The 18,770-nt window shown below is 60.5% G+C and carries 17 protein-coding genes and 1 pseudogene; 10 read left to right on the top strand and 8 right to left on the bottom strand.

The genetic code is table 11. From position 1 onward, the window contains the following. Positions 1-24: 24 nt before the first annotated feature. The 3 genes and pseudogenes from DW58_RS15465 (at position 25) to DW58_RS15455 (ending at position 1,716) form a co-directional block, all read left to right on the top strand. Positions 25-846 (top strand): alpha/beta fold hydrolase, encoded by an 822-nt coding sequence (locus tag DW58_RS15465; protein ID WP_024547876.1) that lies wholly within the window; start codon positions 25-27, stop codon positions 844-846. Positions 847-991: 145 nt separating this feature from the next. After that, positions 992-1,303: pseudogene (locus DW58_RS15460) on the top strand (type II toxin-antitoxin system HigB family toxin). Beyond that, complete coding sequence (locus DW58_RS15455) at positions 1,300-1,716, top strand: helix-turn-helix domain-containing protein (RefSeq protein WP_024547877.1); 417 nt, start codon at positions 1,300-1,302, stop codon at positions 1,714-1,716. Before DW58_RS15460 ends, DW58_RS15455 begins: the two are co-directional and overlap by 4 nt. A 44-nt stretch (positions 1,717-1,760) precedes the next feature. Here DW58_RS15455 and DW58_RS15450 read toward each other — a convergent pair whose 3' ends face one another. The 6 genes from DW58_RS15450 to DW58_RS15425 all read right to left on the bottom strand — a co-directional run bounded on the left by DW58_RS15450 (position 1,761) and on the right by DW58_RS15425 (position 6,392). After that, on the bottom strand, positions 1,761-2,063 hold the full coding sequence (locus DW58_RS15450) for a putative quinol monooxygenase (RefSeq protein ID WP_024547878.1): 303 nt from the start codon (positions 2,061-2,063) through the stop codon (positions 1,761-1,763). 65 nt (positions 2,064-2,128) lie between these two features. Further along, positions 2,129-2,764 carry a glutaredoxin 2 gene (gene grxB / locus DW58_RS15445; protein ID WP_024547879.1) on the bottom strand — a complete coding sequence of 212 codons (636 nt, stop codon included), beginning with the start codon at positions 2,762-2,764 and terminating at the stop codon, positions 2,129-2,131. A gap of 186 nt (positions 2,765-2,950) precedes the next feature. Next, positions 2,951-3,748 carry an ABC transporter ATP-binding protein gene (locus DW58_RS15440; protein WP_024547880.1) on the bottom strand — a complete coding sequence of 266 codons (798 nt, stop codon included), beginning with the start codon at positions 3,746-3,748 and terminating at the stop codon, positions 2,951-2,953. Further along, entirely contained in the window at positions 3,745-4,767 is a 1,023-nt protein-coding gene (locus DW58_RS15435; RefSeq protein WP_024547881.1) for a FecCD family ABC transporter permease, read from the bottom strand. The genes DW58_RS15440 and DW58_RS15435 overlap by 4 nt, the downstream gene beginning before the upstream one ends. Beyond that, complete coding sequence (locus DW58_RS15430) at positions 4,767-5,789, bottom strand: ABC transporter substrate-binding protein (RefSeq protein WP_024547882.1); 1,023 nt, start codon at positions 5,787-5,789, stop codon at positions 4,767-4,769. Before DW58_RS15430 ends, DW58_RS15435 begins: the two co-directional genes overlap by 1 nt. A 162-nt stretch (positions 5,790-5,951) precedes the next feature. Continuing rightward, positions 5,952-6,392: a fimbrial protein gene (locus tag DW58_RS15425; RefSeq protein WP_051195590.1), complete on the bottom strand. Its 441-nt coding sequence runs from the start codon at positions 6,390-6,392 to the stop codon at positions 5,952-5,954. A 655-nt stretch (positions 6,393-7,047) separates the two neighbouring features. Here DW58_RS15425 and DW58_RS15420 point away from each other — a divergent pair. Then, positions 7,048-7,425: a hypothetical protein gene (locus tag DW58_RS15420; protein ID WP_024547884.1), complete on the top strand. Its 378-nt coding sequence runs from the start codon at positions 7,048-7,050 to the stop codon at positions 7,423-7,425. A 78-nt stretch (positions 7,426-7,503) separates the two neighbouring features. Here the strand turns inward: DW58_RS15420 and DW58_RS15415 are convergent, their stop codons facing one another. Together DW58_RS15415 and DW58_RS15410 are read right to left on the bottom strand one after the other, a co-directional pair. Next, positions 7,504-8,211 (bottom strand): phage antirepressor KilAC domain-containing protein, encoded by a 708-nt coding sequence (locus DW58_RS15415; RefSeq protein WP_024547885.1) that lies wholly within the window; start codon positions 8,209-8,211, stop codon positions 7,504-7,506. 428 nt (positions 8,212-8,639) lie between these two features. Beyond that, positions 8,640-10,436: a diguanylate cyclase domain-containing protein gene (locus DW58_RS15410; protein WP_024547886.1), complete on the bottom strand. Its 1,797-nt coding sequence runs from the start codon at positions 10,434-10,436 to the stop codon at positions 8,640-8,642. A gap of 238 nt (positions 10,437-10,674) precedes the next feature. Here DW58_RS15410 and DW58_RS15405 point away from each other — a divergent pair, with 238 nt between their 5' ends. The 6 genes from DW58_RS15405 to DW58_RS15380 all read left to right on the top strand — a co-directional run bounded on the left by DW58_RS15405 (position 10,675) and on the right by DW58_RS15380 (position 18,746). Continuing rightward, positions 10,675-12,999, top strand: coding sequence for an FdhF/YdeP family oxidoreductase (locus DW58_RS15405; RefSeq protein ID WP_024562393.1), 2,325 nt, complete (start codon positions 10,675-10,677; stop codon positions 12,997-12,999). A 236-nt stretch (positions 13,000-13,235) separates the two neighbouring features. Further along, positions 13,236-13,937 (top strand): ABC transporter ATP-binding protein, encoded by a 702-nt coding sequence (locus DW58_RS15400; protein WP_024550892.1) that lies wholly within the window; start codon positions 13,236-13,238, stop codon positions 13,935-13,937. Then, positions 13,934-14,896: an ABC transporter substrate-binding protein gene (locus DW58_RS15395; RefSeq protein WP_024550891.1), complete on the top strand. Its 963-nt coding sequence runs from the start codon at positions 13,934-13,936 to the stop codon at positions 14,894-14,896. The genes DW58_RS15400 and DW58_RS15395 overlap by 4 nt, the downstream gene beginning before the upstream one ends. Before the next feature lie 42 nt (positions 14,897-14,938). Further along, on the top strand, positions 14,939-16,606 hold the full coding sequence (locus DW58_RS15390) for an ABC transporter permease (protein ID WP_024550890.1): 1,668 nt from the start codon (positions 14,939-14,941) through the stop codon (positions 16,604-16,606). Positions 16,607-16,729: 123 nt separating this feature from the next. Continuing rightward, the gene (locus DW58_RS15385; RefSeq protein ID WP_024562394.1) at positions 16,730-17,833 is read left to right on the top strand and encodes an NADH:flavin oxidoreductase/NADH oxidase; all 1,104 of its coding nucleotides are present in this window, start codon (positions 16,730-16,732) and stop codon (positions 17,831-17,833) included. A gap of 172 nt (positions 17,834-18,005) precedes the next feature. Continuing rightward, entirely contained in the window at positions 18,006-18,746 is a 741-nt protein-coding gene (locus DW58_RS15380) for a nitroreductase family protein (protein ID WP_024550888.1), read from the top strand. Positions 18,747-18,770: the final 24 nt, after the last annotated feature.

Below are 18,770 nucleotides of genomic sequence, written 5' to 3'. Positions count from 1 at the left end.
CAACAACAGAGGAGTGCAACGCCAATGAGTACTTTCACCACCCAAGACGGCACGCAGATTTACTACAAAGACTGGGGCAAAGGTAAGCCGGTGCTGTTCAGCCACGGCTGGCCGCTGGATGCCGACATGTGGGACAGCCAGATGAACTTTCTGGCCGAACGCGGCTACCGCGCCATCGCCTTTGACCGCCGCGGTTTCGGACGTTCCGACCAGCCGTGGGAAGGGTATAACTACGACACCTTCGCCTCAGACATCAACGATCTGATCACCCATCTCGATCTTCAGGATGTCACCCTGGTGGGCTTCTCGATGGGCGGCGGCGACGTCACCCGCTATATCGGTAAATACGGCACCGCGCGCGTGGCTGGCCTGGCGCTGCTGGGCGCGGTAACGCCGATCTTCGGCAAAACCGCTGATCATCCCGAAGGCGTTGATCAGAGCGTGTTTGACGGCATCAAAGACGGCTTGCGTAAGGATCGCGCCCAGTTCATCAGCGACTTCGCGACGCCGTTCTTCGGCCTTAACGCGGGCCAGAGCGTCTCCGAAGGCGTTCTGACCCAAACGCTGAACATCGCCCTGCTGGCCTCGCTGAAAGGGACGCTCGACTGCGTCACCGCGTTCTCCGAAACCGACTTCCGCGCCGACGTGGCGAAGGTAGATGTACCGACGCTGGTGATCCACGGCAGCAACGACCAGATTGTGCCGTTCGAGGCTACCGGGAAACTCTCCGCGGAGCTGATTTCCGGCGCGGAACTGAAAGTCTATGACAACGGCCCGCACGGCTTTGCCGCTACCCATCAGGACCAGTTGAATAACGATCTGCTGGCGTTTTTGCAGAAGCAGTAAGGTCTGAATGATCGAACACGAGGCGCCCACGGGCGCCTCTTTTTTTGGGCGGCGTCTGGCCGATACGCTTTCTGGGGTTTCCATATTGTCAACACTTCGTATTTACGCTATGTTGTTTCCAGAATGGAAACGTCAGAGGTGAGGGATGCACATTATTTCCAGAGCGCCATTCGAGGCGGCGACTCGCCTGTACCCAAGGATGGCGGCGATACTCGATGATATTTACCGGACGCTAAAGCGCGAGTGCTACGCCTCCCCGGATGAGATGAAGAAGCGGTTTCCGAGTCTGGACAGGATGAAATATCGGGCAACGTAGTGGGTAATCGATGTGGGTGGCGGTCATCTCAGGATCATGTTCTTTGCTGATTTTGAACGGGCCAGACTCTTCATCAAGCATATTTCCACCCACGCGGAATATGACAGGTTGACCGATTTTTACCGGAGAAACAGAGAATGAGTTACGCAGAAGCCATCGAGGCGGCAAACAGTCTCATAAAAATAGTGCCGATGCTGGGCAGCCATCCTGGACGAAACGATTATGAAAATGCGCTACTGCTGATTGAGTACCTGGTTGAATACGAGCCGGACAGCCCGCTGGTGGAGATGCTAAGTGCGAAAATCGACAAATATGAACGCACCGCGCCGGAGTTTGCCGAATTCAATGCGCGAACCGCCGCGATCCCGGCGGGAGTCTCCCTGCTGCGTACCCTGATGGATCAGTATCAGCTGACGCAAAGTGATTTTGAAAATGAGATAGGCAAAAAGTCGCTGGTCAGCCGCATTCTGAAAGGCGATCGCACATTGACGTTAAAACACATGCAGGCGCTGGCGAAACGGTTTGACCTGCCGGTGAGCGCATTTATCGAATAGCACTCTGCCAGTAAGGGGCGTTGCTCACGCCCCCGCTTGTTCATTTACTGTGCTGCGCCGCCGGCGACTTTACCCAGCACGATCACCTCTGAGCTTTCGACATGCTGCGGCAGCTCGGCAAACAGCGCGGCAATGTGCGGCGCCTCGATATGTTTTTGCAGCAGCTCGCGGCTCTGCCACTCTTCGGTCCAGACAAAACGGCGCGGGTTATCGCTGTCGCGGTTGAGCTGGTAACGAATGCACCCCTCTTCCGCCAGCGTGGTATCGATCACCGCGCGAAACAGCGCTTCAACGGTCTGCTCAGCGCCTGGCTTTGCAACAAAAATAGCGACTACGGGTACGGTCATTTTACGCTCCGAATGGTGTGAAACAGGATGGCCCGGACGACAGGATCATAGCCGGACCGGAAAGATTAACGGGCCTGATCAGCGAGCAGCGACACCTTCGACTCCACCGCCATGCTGACCATGTAGCCCGAGACCGACGGGCCAAACTCCACGCCCTTGACGATGCTCAGCGAGCGCAGCAGCGGGAAGAGAACGAAATCGCTGGTGTCGATATGCTCGCGATCTGCCACCAGCGCTTCCAGCTCACGCAGTTTGTGGTTCATTTCATCGAGCAGACCTGGGGTGGCGTTCATCAGCGTTTTCATGCTGCCAAACGCCTTTTCTTCACGCGCCAGATAGGCCGCGCGCGCCTGTGGCGTGGCAAGCTCGGGGAACTCCCCTTGGGTGAAGCGCGGGATAACCAGTTTATACAGCGGTTCAGCAGCGGCTTTCGCCCAGGCTTCAATGTCCGCATCCACCGGAGTATCGGCAATCAGCTGGCCGCCCTGAGCATCGACATACTTCACAATGTCCATGCTCTCTGCCATAAAGCTGCCGTCATCTTTTTCAAGGATGGGCACCACTTTGCGCCCCACCATACGGGTAGGCGTGTCGGCATCACCTTCCATGATAATGACTTTTTCATACGGGATATTTTTCAGGCCGAAGATCATCTGGCCGCGCACGCAAAACGGGCAGTGTTCATATATGTGAAGCTTCATTACTCTCTCCCTGTCAGTGTCAAATAAACAGCCATTTGTCATCAAGCACTTACAAAATAGTAACGCGTTAAACCATCAAGGCAAGCCGAAATGAATTCATTTTCGCCACAGGATAAGCCGTAAATGGGATCGTTCTCGTTACCGGCTAACGGGAGAGCATGACGATGTTACCGAGGCTGACGCCCGTCAGGCGCTCAGCCGTAGCCCAGGTGGGTGGGAAGACGGGCGGCGATGCCACGCGATGTGATATCCGGTGTGGGGCGTGTGGCTTATCGAGACGTCCACCCCGTATACGCTGCGGATATGCGCCGACGTCAGCACCGCGTCAGGCGGCCCGGAAGCCACGATAACGCCCTTGTTAAGCAGGATAAGCTCATCGCAGTAGTTCGCCGCCAGGTTGAGATCGTGCAGCGCGGCGATGGTGGTCATCGGCAGGCTGTCGATAAGCGACATCAGTTCCAGCTGGTGTTGGATATCAAGGTGGTTGGTCGGCTCATCCAGCAGCAGGATATCCGGCTGCTGGGCCAGCGCCCTGGCTATAGCGCAGCGCTGCTGCTGGCCACCGGAGAGCTGGTGCCAGCGCTTGTGGCGCAGGCCGGTGAGACGGGTATCGCTCAGCGCCTGCTCCACGGCGAGCCGATCGTCGTCGCGCCACGGGGAGAACGCGCTACGCCATGGGGTACGCCCCAGCCTGACCATCTCCTCGACGCTGAGATCGGCATCCAGCGTCAGGTGCTGCGTTACCAGTGCCACGCGTCTGGCGAGCCAGCCGGCGGAGAGCGCCGCAAGCGGGGTGTGATTAATAAATACCTGCTGGCGTGCCGGCGCAATCAGCCCGGCCAGGCAGCGCAGCAGCGTGGACTTTCCCGACCCGTTAGGCCCGAGCAGGCCGATACGCCGGCCAAACGGCACGTCAAGGGTGACGTCATGCAGTATAGCGGTGCGATTGAGGGTTACGTTTAGCTCACGGGCTTCGATTCTCATACGGCTCTCCCCTGTTTGCGATAGAGCATCACGGCGAAGGCCGGCGCGCCCACCAGCGCCGTCACGACGCCAATCGGGAGCACCTGATGCGTAATCAGGATGCGCGACAGCACATCGGCCAGCACCATAAACTGCGCGCCGATAAGCGCGGCGGCGGGGAGCAGCTTCAGATGATGCGGCCCCACCAGAAACCTTGCGGCGTGCGGGATCACCAGCCCGACAAAGCCCACCGCGCCGATAATGCTCACCAGCACCGCCGTAATGGCGGCGGTGATCCCCAGCAGCACGACGCGCAGCAGGGTAATGCGTGTCCCAAGGGTGGCGGCGATCTCCTCGCCTAACGCCAGGGTGTCGAGCCGACGGGCAAAACCCAGCAGAAGCAGAAAGGCCGGACCAATCAGCGCCAGCGCCAGCAGCGCATCGGGCCAGCGCACGCTGCTCAGACTGCCGAGCAGCCAGAACATCACGCTGCGTGACTGTTCAGCGTTGGCAGAGGTGCTGACGATCCAGGCGGTCAGCGCATTGAAAAGCTGCGTGCCGGCGATGCCCGCAAGAATGATGCGCCCGGTGTCGCGCCCCGCACCTCGCGCCAGCAGCATGATTAACCCAAACGCGCCGCAGGCACCGATAAACGCTCCGCCGGAGACGGTGATGGCCCCGCCCCCTGCGCCCAGCAGCATCACCATCACCGCGCCGGTAGAGGCACCGGCAGAGATCCCCAGCAGATAGGGTTCCGCCAGCGGATTGCGCAGCAGCGCCTGCAGTATTACGCCGCACAGCGCCAGTCCCGCCCCGCTGCACGCCGCCATCAGCGAGCGGCTCATGCGGTACTCCCAGACAATGCCCTGCTCCAGCGGCGCCAGCGGGTAATGCCCGATGCCCAGCCCGTTACCGATCGCCATCAGGGTGTGATGAAAGGGCAACGCTACGTCACCCATGGACGAGGCCATCACCATCAGCAGGACGAGGGAAAGCAGGCTGCTCAGCGTCACGACACCGAGGATCAATGCCGCACGCATCAGGACCCCGCGTGGAAGGCAGCGATGCGCTGGCTGAGCGCTTCGACCGCATCAACGTTACGCAGAGAAGGATTCAGCGACATCGCCGGCACCACGATAATGTGGTTCTGCTTCACCGCCTTCATCTCACGGGTGACCGGATCGTTACGCAGAAACGCCAGCTTCTGCGCGATGTCGTCCGCCGGGTAGAGCCGTCTGTCCATACTCGCCAGCACCAGATAATCCGGATCGCTGCGCGCGATGGTTTCCCAGCTCACCGCGGGCCACTCTTCGCGGGTATCGATAATGTTGGTCAGACCAAGAGTGCGGGCAATCCAACCCGGCGCCCCGGCGCTGCCCGCGACCCACGGGTCGCCATTGAGACGGGTGCTGGAAAACCAGAACACCACGTTCCCCTGCGCGTTGTGCTTCAGCGCGTCGCGGGCGGTGTGCTGCGCCTGCGCCACCCGGTTGCGCAGCGTCTCTGCCAGGGCGCTCGCGCGATCCGTGACGCCAAAGATTTTCCCCAGCGCGTCAATCTCCTGATAGATCAGATCGAGCGTAAAGGGCTTATCGCGCCCGCCGTCGCCGTTCGATCCGGCGGTCAGGGATTTGCCGACGCAGTCCGCCGGCGCGATCCAGGTATTGATCCCGAGGCCGGCAAACTGCTGGCGCGTCGCCACTTCACCCTGATCTCCGACGTGATACGTGTACTGGGCGGCCACCAGATCCGGACGCTGTGCGACCACTGCTTCAAAGCCGGGCGCGTTTTCCGCCAGGCGTGGTAACCCTTTACCGGCGCTTTGCAGCGAGGGCGGTAGTGCGCCGAACCATACCGCAGTGCCGACGATGTTTTTTTCCAGCCCCAATGCCAGCAGCAGCTCGGTCTCGTGCTGCCCGATGGTGACTACGCGCTGGGGCGGCTTTTGCCAGGTGGTGGTGCCGCCGCAGTTGTCGATTGTTATCGGCTGGTATTTTGCCTGGCTGAACGTGGGAAAAAGCGCCGCAGCGCAGAGTGCGAATGAAGCAAGATGTTTAATCATGATGACCATTGGTTATGTTATAACATAACAATATCATTCCACTCGTTTTCACAGGGGTCAAGTGTTATCAGGAATGAAGAGAGGATGCCAGCTTTCAGGCAGGGAATGCGAACAGCAAAACGGCCCCGTCTGGAGCCGTTTCGTTATGGGGGAAGTGCAGCCTTACTGATAGGTCATCGTAGCCGTTACCGCCGCAACAATGGTTCCGGGCACAGCCCCTCCCTTATCGGAATAGGCACGGGTACGCAGCGAATAGGACCAGTTTGTGCCTTCGTGGACGTTGTAGGTGTAACTTTCCCCATTTCCGAACCCCTCGCCTCCGGCCCCCTGCAACTGAATCGCTACGTTCTTTGCCGTTCCGGTATTCACATACATATCAATCGGGTGGACGCTGTCCGCTGTACCACTGAAGTGGATAGTCGCCTTCGTGGTACCCGCCGGACATTTATCCAGCGTGATGCTAAAACCAACCCAGTCAGAGAACGATCCAGGGGTCTGTAGCGTCGAGGCCTTAATATCCCCCAAATCAACGCTCAGGCTGCCCTGGCCACCATTAAGCTCGCAGGGCGCAGCTAATATATTTCCATTCACATTAATCTTCACTGCATCACCTGCCCAACAATTAAGTACGGGCGCCAGAAGATATATACAAGCACAGAGTATTTTTTTCATAATTTAACTAATGTAGTTAAGGATAATTTACGGACCCAACTCCGCAGGCGAAGAGGCTCGTATACCTGCAATTCGCTGGATAAAGCACCACGCCGTATCGTCTGGCGAGGCCATACCCTTGTTATAGCGAGAAGAATACCGATCGCGATAACACGGTTAAATAATTATTTCAGCAAAAGCACATGTCGTTATTAACAGAATAAAAACATTGCAGAAAGGCATTAGAATACTAAGCGCGCGGATTATTTATTATCGCCGGTAAAAAATCCATAGTTATTATGTCCACAAATAGACTCGCGCATCATTAATATCATTTATTATTCTTATATTTCATTTGTTATGCATAGTTCGACTAAATATCCCTCCCTTGCTGCGCTACCTTTTCGGCGTGCTACGGTAAACACCGCGTGTCGTTTGCCCTCTCTGCACCAGTTACCACAGCCCAGGATGAGTCTTTTAATTTATTTACCTTCCAATACGTTCCGAAAGGGAACCGCGGGTATGGTACCTACACTCAAACATTATGGTCGCGCGCCGCCATTCGCGTCGCGCCCACGAGATAATGTGATAGCCACACAGGTCCCCTATGAAAAAACGTACCCTTATCGCGCTGGTGGCTGCCACCGTGCTGCTGAGCGCCTGCGACGATGCGACCAAAGAGAAAGTGCAGGCAACGCTGGATGAAGTGACTCAGCAGGCTGGCGAAATGAAAGAGAAAGCCGATGCGGCAACACAGAATCTGGTTACTTCGGCGGAAAACGCCGGTAAAGAGGCGCAGGCGGCACTGGATAACGGCATCGCCGATACCGTGCAGCAGAAAGTGGACGGGCATCTGGCAACCGCGCAGGAGAAGCTGGATCAGGCATCGAACATGAAAGTGTCAGACATTATCAACTTCACGCTGGGTAATGACAGCGAGGCTGATAAGGAAGGCGCGGAACAGGGCGAAGGCGAAGAGAAATAATCCTAAAAGTGCCCTTCCGCTGGGCACCGGGCGCAGGCTACGCTGAACGCTGCGCACTGTCGATAACACCGCCACCCATCAGGCCGCCGCCCCGTTCGGACGCGCGGTCAGATGCGTCGCCCACAGCCCCGCCACCCACTTCACGCCCCGCGCGGTAAAGCGCGCCTGCGAGAAGGTATGCAGGTTTTCACCCACCCCGGAACGCAGCGTAAAGTAGCCTGACTGGATATAGTGCCGATGCGGCGTCAGGGTACCGTTTACGCGGTACATAATGTTGCGCTCCAGCAGAAACTGACGGAACTCCGGCTCTTTCGCTTTCAGCATCTTACACAGCTGGCGAAAGCCCAGCGACTCCTCAACCTGCACGTACTGGTCAAAGAAGTTCGCCTTCGGGGCCGTCTGCGCCAGCGCCTGTTCGGCCCGCTGACGCTTCTCATACTGTTCGGCCCAGGCGCGTGCCGCGGCAGCCGGATTGGTGAAATCGGGAATGTTGGCGCGCTGCTCGCGCTCCTGCCAGCGATCGAGCGCAGCGGCGGTAAAGCCCGGCGACAGGCGCGCCACGGCAAGCAGGGAGTCCCGCTTGTTCAACAGGAACTCCTGCTGGACGTCATCTTCCCGTTCCGCGTCATGCACGTTCAAAGGCTGAGACAGACGCTGCGCGGTTTCCAGGCTTTTGATAAGTCGCTTCACTTCACCATGGGTCACCCCGGTCAAGGTAGCAATTTCGCGGCTGCTCATCGCAACCGACGGATCCAGAGAATTAAGGCTTTCAAAGGGAATCATCATAGGCTTCACCACTTGCTCACTGACAACATCACCCACACGGGCAGTGCAAATAGTATACGACCACCTGTTTAAATATCCAGTACTTTTTAGCGCAACTTTTAAGCGATTCATGTAGCAGGAAAAAATGCCTTTTTGACGGCAATCCCGCGCCAGCACTGACGAAGCGGCATGATGAATTCATATAAAAAATGGGTTTGTAAGCGAGAGAAGCGCCGGTGTATTAATGAGCTGCCCATACGCCGTGGCAGCGTCTTAACGAGGCTGGCGCGACTACGGGCAGATAACCTTTCTGCGGTCCGGGCGGGGCCACGGCCACCCAGCCGCGATGTTAACAACATGGCGGGCACGTTCGCCTTTGTGCAGGAAAAGGCGCGGGCATCATGCGGAAGCAGACAGGAGCGGGATATTTGCAAATCACGCCGTGCCCCTTATGACGCAGTGTCCTGCACCACCGCGTCACGCGCCACCCTGATTTGCCCTCTGCCATTCTCTTTGGCGTGGTAGAGCGCCAGATCGGCGGCGCGCACCAGGTTGTCAGAGCGGGCATGATGGGGCCACACCGCCAGCCCAATCGAGACCGACACCGGGCCGATAAGCTGCGCGTCATAGCGCATCGGATGGCTGGCGACGTTCTCGAGGATCGCCTCGGCCAGCGCGCGGGTTTGGGCTTCGTTCATGTCCGGCAGGATAATCAGAAACTCCTCGCCGCCGTAGCGAAACGCGGTGCCGCTGTTTTTCAGGCAGCCGGCAATGATGGCGGCGATCTCGGTCAGCACCTTGTCCCCGGCTTCGTGTCCCCAGGTGTCGTTGAGCTTCTTGAAGTGGTCGATATCCAGCATCATGCAGCTCAGCACGCTCTGGCTGGCCTTGGCCTGCTCGATGGCGGCGTGCAGCGTGTCATCCAGATCGGTGCGGTTACGCATCCCGGTCAGGGCATCAAAGGTGGCCTTGCGGGTCAGGGATTCACGCAGTTTCTGGTTTGCCAGCGCCAGCGCCAGCGTCTCCGCCATCAGTTCAATGTAGATATAGGGCGGCTCGCTCTCCGGAGTGTGATTGGTGAACGACAGCAGTCCGATAATCTTATTCTGGGCGATGAGCGGAACGCAGATCGCCCGCGCCGAGAGTTCTGCCGGCACGTGGGCGCAGGGCATATCCACCGCGTCGCGCAGCGGACTGTGCAGATGCCCGCGTTTCAGCGCCCAGCAGTGCTCCGGCGCAAAGCTGCTCTCTCCCCCTTCCGGCAGCAGCCAGTGGGCGACGCAGCGCATCAGGTCGATATGGTCATCAAGAATATAGAGCTGCCCGCCAGCGTTGGGGATGATATGCGGGGCGAACACCGTGGTTGCCAGAATGATATCGCTGTAAGAATCACACCCCTGCAACCGCCGCGTCATGCGCGCCAGCAGCTTGCGGGTCTCCCAGTCGGCATCGCGCTCCTGCTCCAGCCGCTGTCTGGCCAGACCGTTTTCCCGGAAGATGCTGATGGCCTGCGCCATATCGCCAATTTCATCCACGTGCGATATCGCGGGCGTTTGCACCGCGTAATCCTGGGTGGCGAGACGATTTACCACGTCGCTGAGGGTGATGACCGGGCGCAAAATACGGTGGCGGATAATAAACCCCAGCACGAACAGAAACAGCAGCGCGGTAAGGCCCACCATAATCTCCGAGAGCGTGCGCAGCCGCTGCGAGAGCTGGGTCGCTTCGGCGATGGCCGTGTCGGTACGCTGATCGAGCAGACTTCTGAACTGGGTGAAGGCATTCTCCACCTGGGCGAGGTTCGCTTCATATTCCCGACTGAACAGCAGGCGCACGCCGTCGTCGCGCTTTCCGGTTTCAAACGCGGTTACCGCGGTTCGCTGCTCCTCTTCCAGTTTATCCAGAGCCATCAGCGCGGTTTGCAGAATATGCAGCTCACTCTGCGAGGCCCCGTTATCCCGCAGCGCCGCGAGATGCGCCTCCATGATGCGATCCTGGGCGAGCTTCGCTTTCCAGGCCTGGCTGACTTCGTCATCCTCTTTGACCATCGCCTGACGCGCCAGGTTGGACAGGGAAAACGCCTCCTTTTCCAGCTCTTCGGTCAGCGCATCAAAATCGCGGCTTTGCTGTACCGCCGCGCGCTCTGCCCGCTCGGCATTGGATGCCACGAACAGCGACACGCCTGACGAGAGCGTCAGGCAGACCGTCGCGATATAAGCAATGTTGGTCAGGGTCGCAATGCGCACGGGAGGCCTTTGAGCGTTATCAACGAGATATCACAAAGCTTAACGTATAAGCCGCGAGTCTGAGCGACATTTTGCACGCCCGGCCAGCGGGCTGGTTATCGGTATCAAGCCTGACGCGCGCCGCTGCGTTGAAACATTTTGATAACTTTATCCCCACATTAATGACCATTCCTGCCAACCCTGACGCCGTTGCTGTACCAGGCTTATAAAAAAACGAACAGACAAGCGTGGAGCGCACATGAAAGATCAAAATCGCACAATTGGCATTGCACCCTATGGGGGGTCCGCCGGGGGCTGGGGCGCGCTGAAAGCGGTCGCCGATGCAATACGCGGCCAGATGTCGGTCAAACAGGACGTGATTGCCCTGTTCAAAGTTAACCAGCCTCAGGGGTTCGACTGCCCCGGCTGCGCGTGGCCCGACCCGCAACACGCCTCCTCCTTTGAATTCTGTGAAAACGGTGCGAAGGCCGTGTCGTGGGAAGCCACCAGCAAACGTACCACTCCAGAATTTTTCGCCGCCCATACCGTCAGCGAGCTGTGGGAGCGCAATGCGTTCGAACTGGAAGGCGAAGGCCGCCTGACGCACCCCATGAAATACGATCCGGCGAGCGATACCTATCAGCCCATCGAGTGGGAAACCGCGTTTCGTGAGATCGGCGAACGCCTGCGCAGCTATGACGATCCCGACAGCGTGGAGTTTTACACCTCGGGCCGCGCCTCAAACGAGGCGGCGTTCCTGTGGCAGCTGTTCGCCAGGGAGTACGGCACCAATAACTTCCCGGACTGCTCCAATATGTGCCATGAGCCCACCAGCGTCGGCCTGCCGGAGTCCATCGGCGTTGGCAAAGGCACGGTGGAGCTGGAGGATTTCGACCACTGCGATCTGGTGCTGTGCATCGGGCACAACCCCGGCACCAACCACCCGCGCATGCTCGGCACGCTGCGTGAAGTCTCAAAGCGCGGCGCGACGATCGTCGCCATCAACCCGCTGCGCGAGCGCGGCCTGGAACGTTTCACCTCTCCTCAAAGCCCGATTGAAATGCTGTCCCTCAGCTCCACCGAGCTGGCCTCAACCTATTACAAGGTGCGGGTCGGCGGCGATGCCGCGATGCTGAAAGGGGTGATGAAAATCCTGCTGTCGATGCATGAGACGGCGCTGGCGAACGGCGAGCCGGGGGTGATCGACGAGGCGTTTATCAACGAGCATACCGAAGGGTTTGCCGAGCTGAAGGCCGATCTGAATGCCACCGACTGGGACCACATCCTGAAGGTGTCCGGTATGGAGCGCAAAGAGATCCAGAACGTCGCCCGGCTGTACGCCAGCGCCGAGCGCACCATCATCTGCTACGGCATGGGCATCACCCAGCACCAGTACGGCACCCAGAACGTGCAGCAGATCGCCAACCTGCTGCTGATGCGCGGCAATATCGGCAAGAAAGGCGCCGGGATCTGCCCGCTGCGCGGCCACTCTAACGTGCAGGGCGACCGCACCGTCGGCATTACCGAGATCCCGCCCCAGTCGCTGCTGGACGGCATTGAAAGGGTGTTTGGCTTTAGGCCGCCGCAGAAGCACGGTCACGGCGCGGTGGCGGCCATCCAGGCCATGCGCGACGGTAAGGCGAAGGCGCTGCTGTGCCTGGGCGGCAACCTGGCGGAAGCCATCTCCGATCCGCAGATCACCTTCCCGGCGATGCGCAAGCTGGATCTGGTGGTACACATGGCGACCAAGCTCAACCGCTCGCACCTGCTGCTCGGCCAGCACAATTACCTGCTGCCGGTTCTGGGCCGAACCGAGACCGACATTCAGGCCTCCGGCGAGCAGAGCGTCACGGTGGAGGATTCAATGTCGATGGTGCACGCCTCGCGCGGCACCCTGCCCCCCGCCTCGCCGCACCTGAAGTCTGAGCCGGCGCTGGTGGCCGGGCTGGCAAAAGCTACGCTGCCGAATACCGTGGTCGACTGGGACAAAATGATCGGCGACTACAGTTTCATCCGCGATGCCATTGAGGCGGTGTTCCCGGCGTTTTCGCGGTTTAACGAACGGGTGAAGCAGCCGGGCGGTTTCCGGCTGCGCAACGCCGCCTCGGAGCGGGAGTGGAACACCCCGAGCGGTAAAGCGCAGTTTAAGGTGATGCAGGGCATCAACGAGGATCCGCGCTCGCTGAAGTGTCACGATCTGGTGCTCACCACGCTGCGCAGCCACGACCAGTACAACACCACGCTGTACGGACTGAACGACCGCTACCGCGGCGTGACCGGGCGGCGCGACGTGCTGTTCATCAACCCGGATGAGGCCGAGAAACGCCAGCTGCGCGTCGGGGACCAGGTTAACGTGGTGGCCCTCGACCCGGACGGCAACCCGACCTCTCGCCGCATGCACAACCTGACCATCGTGGTGATCGACATGGCACCAGGCTCCGTGGGCGCTTACTACCCCGAAGCCAACGTGCTGGTCCCGCTCGACAGCCACGATACCCAGAGCGGCATCCCGGCGTATAAAAGCATCCCGATTGCCATGGAGCGCGTGAAGGAACCGGTAGAGACCGCAGGCGCGCGGCGCTAAGCGGCCCGTAGTTCTCCCCAACCGGCGCCACCGTGCGCCGGTTTTTTTATCTGCTCAGCCATTCTCCCCGCAACATAACCGTAATCCCTTCGTCACAAACCCTGCCTATAGTCAGCGCCAGCAAATCCCAAAGAGGATAACAATATGTTTGCTCCCCTGACGTTCGTGCAGGTGGACCCGCCCCGCTGGATGAAGACCGCGGGTGTCAGACGCTTTCCCATTGTGGGAGGGTGCTGATGGACGCGTTCACCGATATCCGCCTCGCCGGTGTGTCCTATGCGTTTGGCACACAGACGGTACTCAATCAGATCGATCTCCGTATTCCCGCGGGCACCGTGGTGGCGCTGCTCGGCCCCTCTGGCTGCGGCAAAAGTACGCTGCTGCGGCTGCTGGCTGGCCTGACCCGCCCGGCTTCCGGCACCATAACCTTTGGCGAGCGGCTGGTGGCTGACGCCGGATGGGCGATGCCGCCGGAGCAGCGCGACATCGGCATGGTGTTCCAGGATTACGCCCTGTGGCCGCATATGACGGTTGAACAAAACGTCGTCTTCCCGCTGAAAATGCGGCGCGTACCGCGTGCCGAACGGGAGGCGCGCGTCGCCCGGGCACTGGCCCGCGTGGGGCTGAGCGCGTTCGCTGGCCGCAAGCCGGCGGGTCTCTCCGGCGGGCAGCAGCAGCGCGTGGCGCTGGCCCGCGCCATCGTCGCGGAACCGCGCGTGCTGCTGTTCGATGAACCCCTTTCTAACCTCGACAGCGAGCTGCGCGACGCGCTGTGCCGCGATATGGCTACGCTGCTGCGCCAGCTGGGTATTACCGCCGTCTATGTTACCCACGATCGCCGGGAAGCCGAGATCCTCGCCGATTGCATCGTTCATCTGTCTGCCGGTCGCGTGGACGCCGTTCGTTCTGTTACATCATCCTCAGGGGAAACTGCATGAAACTGTCCGTGAAGAAAGGAGTTGCGTTAGCCATGGTGTTATCGTCCGTCATGATGTCCAGCGCCCATGCGCTTACCGTCTACACCGCCGGTCCCGGCTCGCTGGCCAAAGGCCTTGCCAGCGGCTTCGAGAAAAAGACCGGGGTCAAAGTGAATATCTTCCAGGCCACCACCGGCAAAGTGATGGCGCGTCTTGAGGCCGAGCAGGCGAATCCGCAGGCGGACGTGCTGATCTCCGCCTCCTGGGACACCGCGGAAGATCTGCACGCCCGCGGCTGGCTGCTGCCCTACCAGAGCGGCAATGCGCAGAAGGTGCCCGACGCGCTGAAAAGCGCCGACTATGTGGCGCAGGGCGTCTCTGCGCTGGGTATCGTCTGGAACACCAAAAGCGGCACCCCGGAGCCCAAAGAGTGGAACGACCTCACCGCTCCGGCGTTTAAAGACAAGGTGACGACGCCCGATCCGGCGCTCTCCGGCGCCTCGCTTGATCTGCTGATTGGCCTGCAAAACGGCATGGGCGATAAGGCCTGGACGCTGTTCGACGCGCTGAAGAAAAACGGCATGGTGGTCAGCGGCCCCAACGCCCAGGCGGTGACGCCGGTGATGCAGGGCGCGAAAGCTGCGGTATTCGGTGCGGTGGACTACGTGACCTACGGCAACATTGAGCAGGGCGAGTCCCTGAAGGTGATTTTCCCGGCCAGCGGCACGGTCATCGCCCCGCGTCCGATGATGATCCTCAAAACCACGCCGCATCAGGCCGATGCCCAGGCCTTTGTGGATTACGTGCTGTCGCCGGAGGGCCAGAAGATGGTCGCCGATGCCTGGCTGATGCCAGCCCGTACCGACGTGCAGGCGAAGCGTCCGCTGTTCACCGAGCTGAACCTGTTGCCGACCAAAAGTGACGGCACCAGTGAACGCAGCGCCGTGCTGAAGCGCTTTAACACGCTTTTCACCCAGTAATTCTCACCCGACGGGGGCAACCCCGTCGTCTGGATACCCGCTGTGAACCAACGATTGATTTCGCTTGCGACGCTCGCCGCCCTGGTGGTGCTGGTCGCCCTACCGCTGCTGTTTATTCTCCTGCAGGCCATTTTCCCGCACTTCAGCGCGGGATCGTTGCAGGGCGCGTTTTCCGGAATGGCCCCGCTGTTCTCCGATCCGCAGCTCCCGGCAATGTTTGGCGGTACGCTGCACATCGCCGCCGGCGTCGCCCTGCTCAGCGCCCTCATCGGCCTGCCGCTCGGGGTGGCGCGCGGACTGTTCACGCTGCCCTGCCCGCGCCTGTGGGATCTGCTGTTTCTGATCCCGTTTCTGACGCCGCCCTACATCGCTGCGCTGTCGTGGATGCTGGTGCTGCAAACCAATGGCTATCTGGCGCAGCTGCTGGGTTTCGATCTCAATGCCCTGCTGTTCAGCAAAACCGGCATCGTGCTGGTGATGACGCTGAACATTTTCCCGGTGGTCTACTTCGCCGTTTCGCGCAGCCTGCTCGCCAGCGGGCAGCGGCTGGCGCTGGTCGCCAGAGTGCACGGTGCAGGCCCGTGGCGCGCGTTTTACCACGTCACGCTGCCGATGCTCTCCCCGTCGCTGGCCGCCGGGATGCTGCTGGCCTTCACCCTGGCGATTGAGGAGTATGGCGTTCCCGCCGCGCTGGGCACCCGTTCCGGCGTGGTGATGCTGACCGTCGGCATTGAGAAGAAGCTGGCCGACTGGCCCATCGACCTGCCCGGCGCGTCGATGCTGTCCCTGACGCTGATCGCTATCGCCCTGTGCGCCTGGTGGCTCCAGAGCAAACTGACCGGCGGGCGGGACGTCACCAGCGTGACCGGCAAACCGACCGCCAACAGCGGTGCGTCGCTGGGCGTGGCGGTGATCCCGGTGGTCGCGGCGATGGCGTTTATTGGCTTTCTGGCGGTGGTAGTGCCGGGGCTGTCGATGGCGGTGACCGGGGTGATGGGAACGCTGTCCGGCGGCCTGACGCTGGAAAACGTCACGCCTGCGCACTACGCGGCGCTGTTTGCCCAGCAGGGAGATGCCCTCACCGCCCTCGGCACCAGCCTGTCGCTGGCCTTTGCCTCTGCGCTGCTCACCGGCGTGGTCGGCCTGCTTGCCGCCTGGCTGGTGGTGGTTCAGCGTATCCGGGGGCGGGGTGCCATCGACGCGCTGTCGCTGATGCCCGCGGCGCTGCCCGGTATTGTGGTGGGCGTCGGGCTGATCCTGCTGTGGAACCGCACCTTCTGGCCGGTGTCGCCCTACAACACCTGGGCTATCCTGCTGCTCTCTTACTGCTGCCTGCTGCTTCCCTGGCCGGTGCGCTACATCGGCAGCGCGCTGCGCCAGCTTGGCGGCAATCTGGAGCCCGCCGCGCGGGTTCACGGCGCCACGGCGATGCAGGCGCTGCGTTTTATCGTGATGCCGCTGGTGTTCCCGGCCATGCTCGCGGCGATGCTGATGGTGTTTGCTATCGCCTCGCGTGAACTGGTGACTTCGCTGCTGCTGGCCCCGGCCGGAACCCAGACCGTGGCGGTGTTTATCTGGCGTCAGTTTGAGCAGGGCTCGGTGGGCCAGGGAATGGCGATGGCGACGCTGACGCTGGTGGTCGGGCTGGGGCTGATGCTCAGCGCACTGGCGATTATGCAGCGCGGCACGGAACGCGCGTCGACCGGCTAACGCGGAGGATTTTCCCCTTAACGCCACATACCGATCACGCAGAATGGCCGCCGGGGTTCTAAGATGGCAGAAGGTCTCAGACCAGGTACACGCACGATTTTTACCACTTAAGGGGATAATGCTATGTCTGCACCACAACTTTTTACGCCGTATAAACTCCGCAATCTGGAGCTGGCTAACCGCATCGTCATCGCGCCTATGTGCCAGTATTCGGCAGAAAACGGCTGTATGAACGACTGGCATATGATGCACCTCGGGCAGCTTGCCCAGTCGGGCGCCGGGCTGCTGACCTTTGAAGCCAGCGCAGTATCGCCGGAAGGGCGCATCACCTGGGCCGACGTGGGCCTGTACAGCGATGCCTCAGAGGCGGCGATGAAGCGCGTGGTTGACGGCATCCGCCGCTGGTCGTCTGTTCCGCTCGCCATTCAGCTCTCCCACGCCGGGCGCAAAGCCTCCACCGCACGCCCGTGGGATAACGCCGGGCCGTACGCACCGGATCATGAAAAAGGCTGGCAGACCGTTGCTCCTTCCGCGGTGGCCTGGAGCGCGGAATCCACCCCGCCACAGGCGCTGGACGAGGCCGGTTTAGCCGCGATACGCGACAGCTTTGCCCAGGCGGCGACACGCGCAGCGCGACTGGGGTTTGATGTTATTCAGCTGCATGCCGCCCATGGCTATCTGCTGCACCAGTTTTTGTCGCCGCTCTCCAACCAGCGGACCGACAGCTACGGCGGCTCGCTTGAAAACCGGGCTCGTTTCCCGCTGGAGGTGTTTGACGCGGTGCGCGAGGCGTTCCCGGCAGACAAGCCGGTCAGCGTGCGCATCTCTGCCACGGACTGGGTGGAAGGCGGGTTTACGCTCGATGAGGCGGTCGCCTTCTCGAAAATGCTGGAAGCGCGCGGGGCGGACGTCATCCACGTGTCGAGCGGCGGCCTGCATCCGGATCAGCAGATCAACGTCTATCCGGGCTACCAGGTGCCGCTGGCGCAGGCGGTGAAAAACGCCGTGGCGATCCCGGTTGTTGCCGTGGGCCTGATTACCGAGCCAGAGCATGCCGAGTCCATTATTGCCAGCGGCGAGGCTGACTTTATCGGTATTGCGCGCACCGCGCTCTACGATCCGCGCTGGCCGTGGCATGCCGCAGCGAAGTTGGGTGCGCAGGTGAAGGTGGCAAGTCAATATCAGCGCTGCCAGCCGCACGCCTTGAAAAACCTCTTCACCTCCTGATGCCACACCGGGCGGGGCCGTTGTCATGACGGCCCTGCCCGCCTTCTCCCCCTCCCCTCTTTCCTGGCTGCGTCTGCCCGGCAACCTGCGCTGCCCAACGGCATAGCGCATAGAGTGTTAAAGAAAGATGTGCGTGGGGCTGATACGCTTTTCGCACTCACAAGGAGACACCATGAACCCCATTATTGATCTGTTTAACGACCACAAAAGCGAGCGCAGCTTTACCGATAAACCCGTTGATGACGCCACGCTGGAGCGCATTCTGAGCACGGCCTACCATGCACCTACCTCGGTGCACTCCCAGCAAGTGTCGGTTGTTGTCACCCGCGACGCGCAAAAGCGCGCCGAGATCTCCCGCATCGCTGGCGGCCAGCCGTGGATCGCGAAAGCGCCGGTCTTCGTCACCTTCGTACTCGATATGTATAAAACTGAAGTCGGGATGAAGCTTATCGGTAAGCAGCAGGTGGCTCACGAGAGTATTGAAAGTATTGTGGCGGGCGCCACTGATATTGGCATCGCGCTGGGCTCGGTGATGGCCGCTGCCCGCTCTGAAGGGCTTGGCATTGTGCCGATTGGCGGTATCCGTCTGCATCCGCAGGCGCTTACAAGCCTGCTTGAGCTGCCGGAACACACCTTCCCGATCGCCGGCGTGGTGATTGGCCATGTCGACGTGCCGTCGCACCACAAGCCGCGCCTGCCGCTCGATACCTTCCGCCACGACGAAACCTACAAAACCGCCGGTCTGGAAGAGAAAATCACCCGCTATAACCAGCAGATGCTCGACCACTGGCAGGCAATTGGCCGTACCGACGGCGACACCTGGAGCGCCAGCGTAAGCGGGTACTATCAACACGTCTACTTCCCGGATGTGCTACCCGCGATCCTCAAACAGGGCTTTGGCGTCGATAAATAGCCACCGCGGCCGGTCATAATTAAC

Source organism: Siccibacter turicensis LMG 23730 (assembly GCF_000463155.2).
In the GTDB taxonomy this organism is placed as follows: Bacteria; Pseudomonadota; Gammaproteobacteria; order Enterobacterales; family Enterobacteriaceae; genus Siccibacter; species Siccibacter turicensis.
Note: the sequence above shows the minus strand (reverse complement) of the source record. Positions and strands in the feature narration are given on the sequence as shown.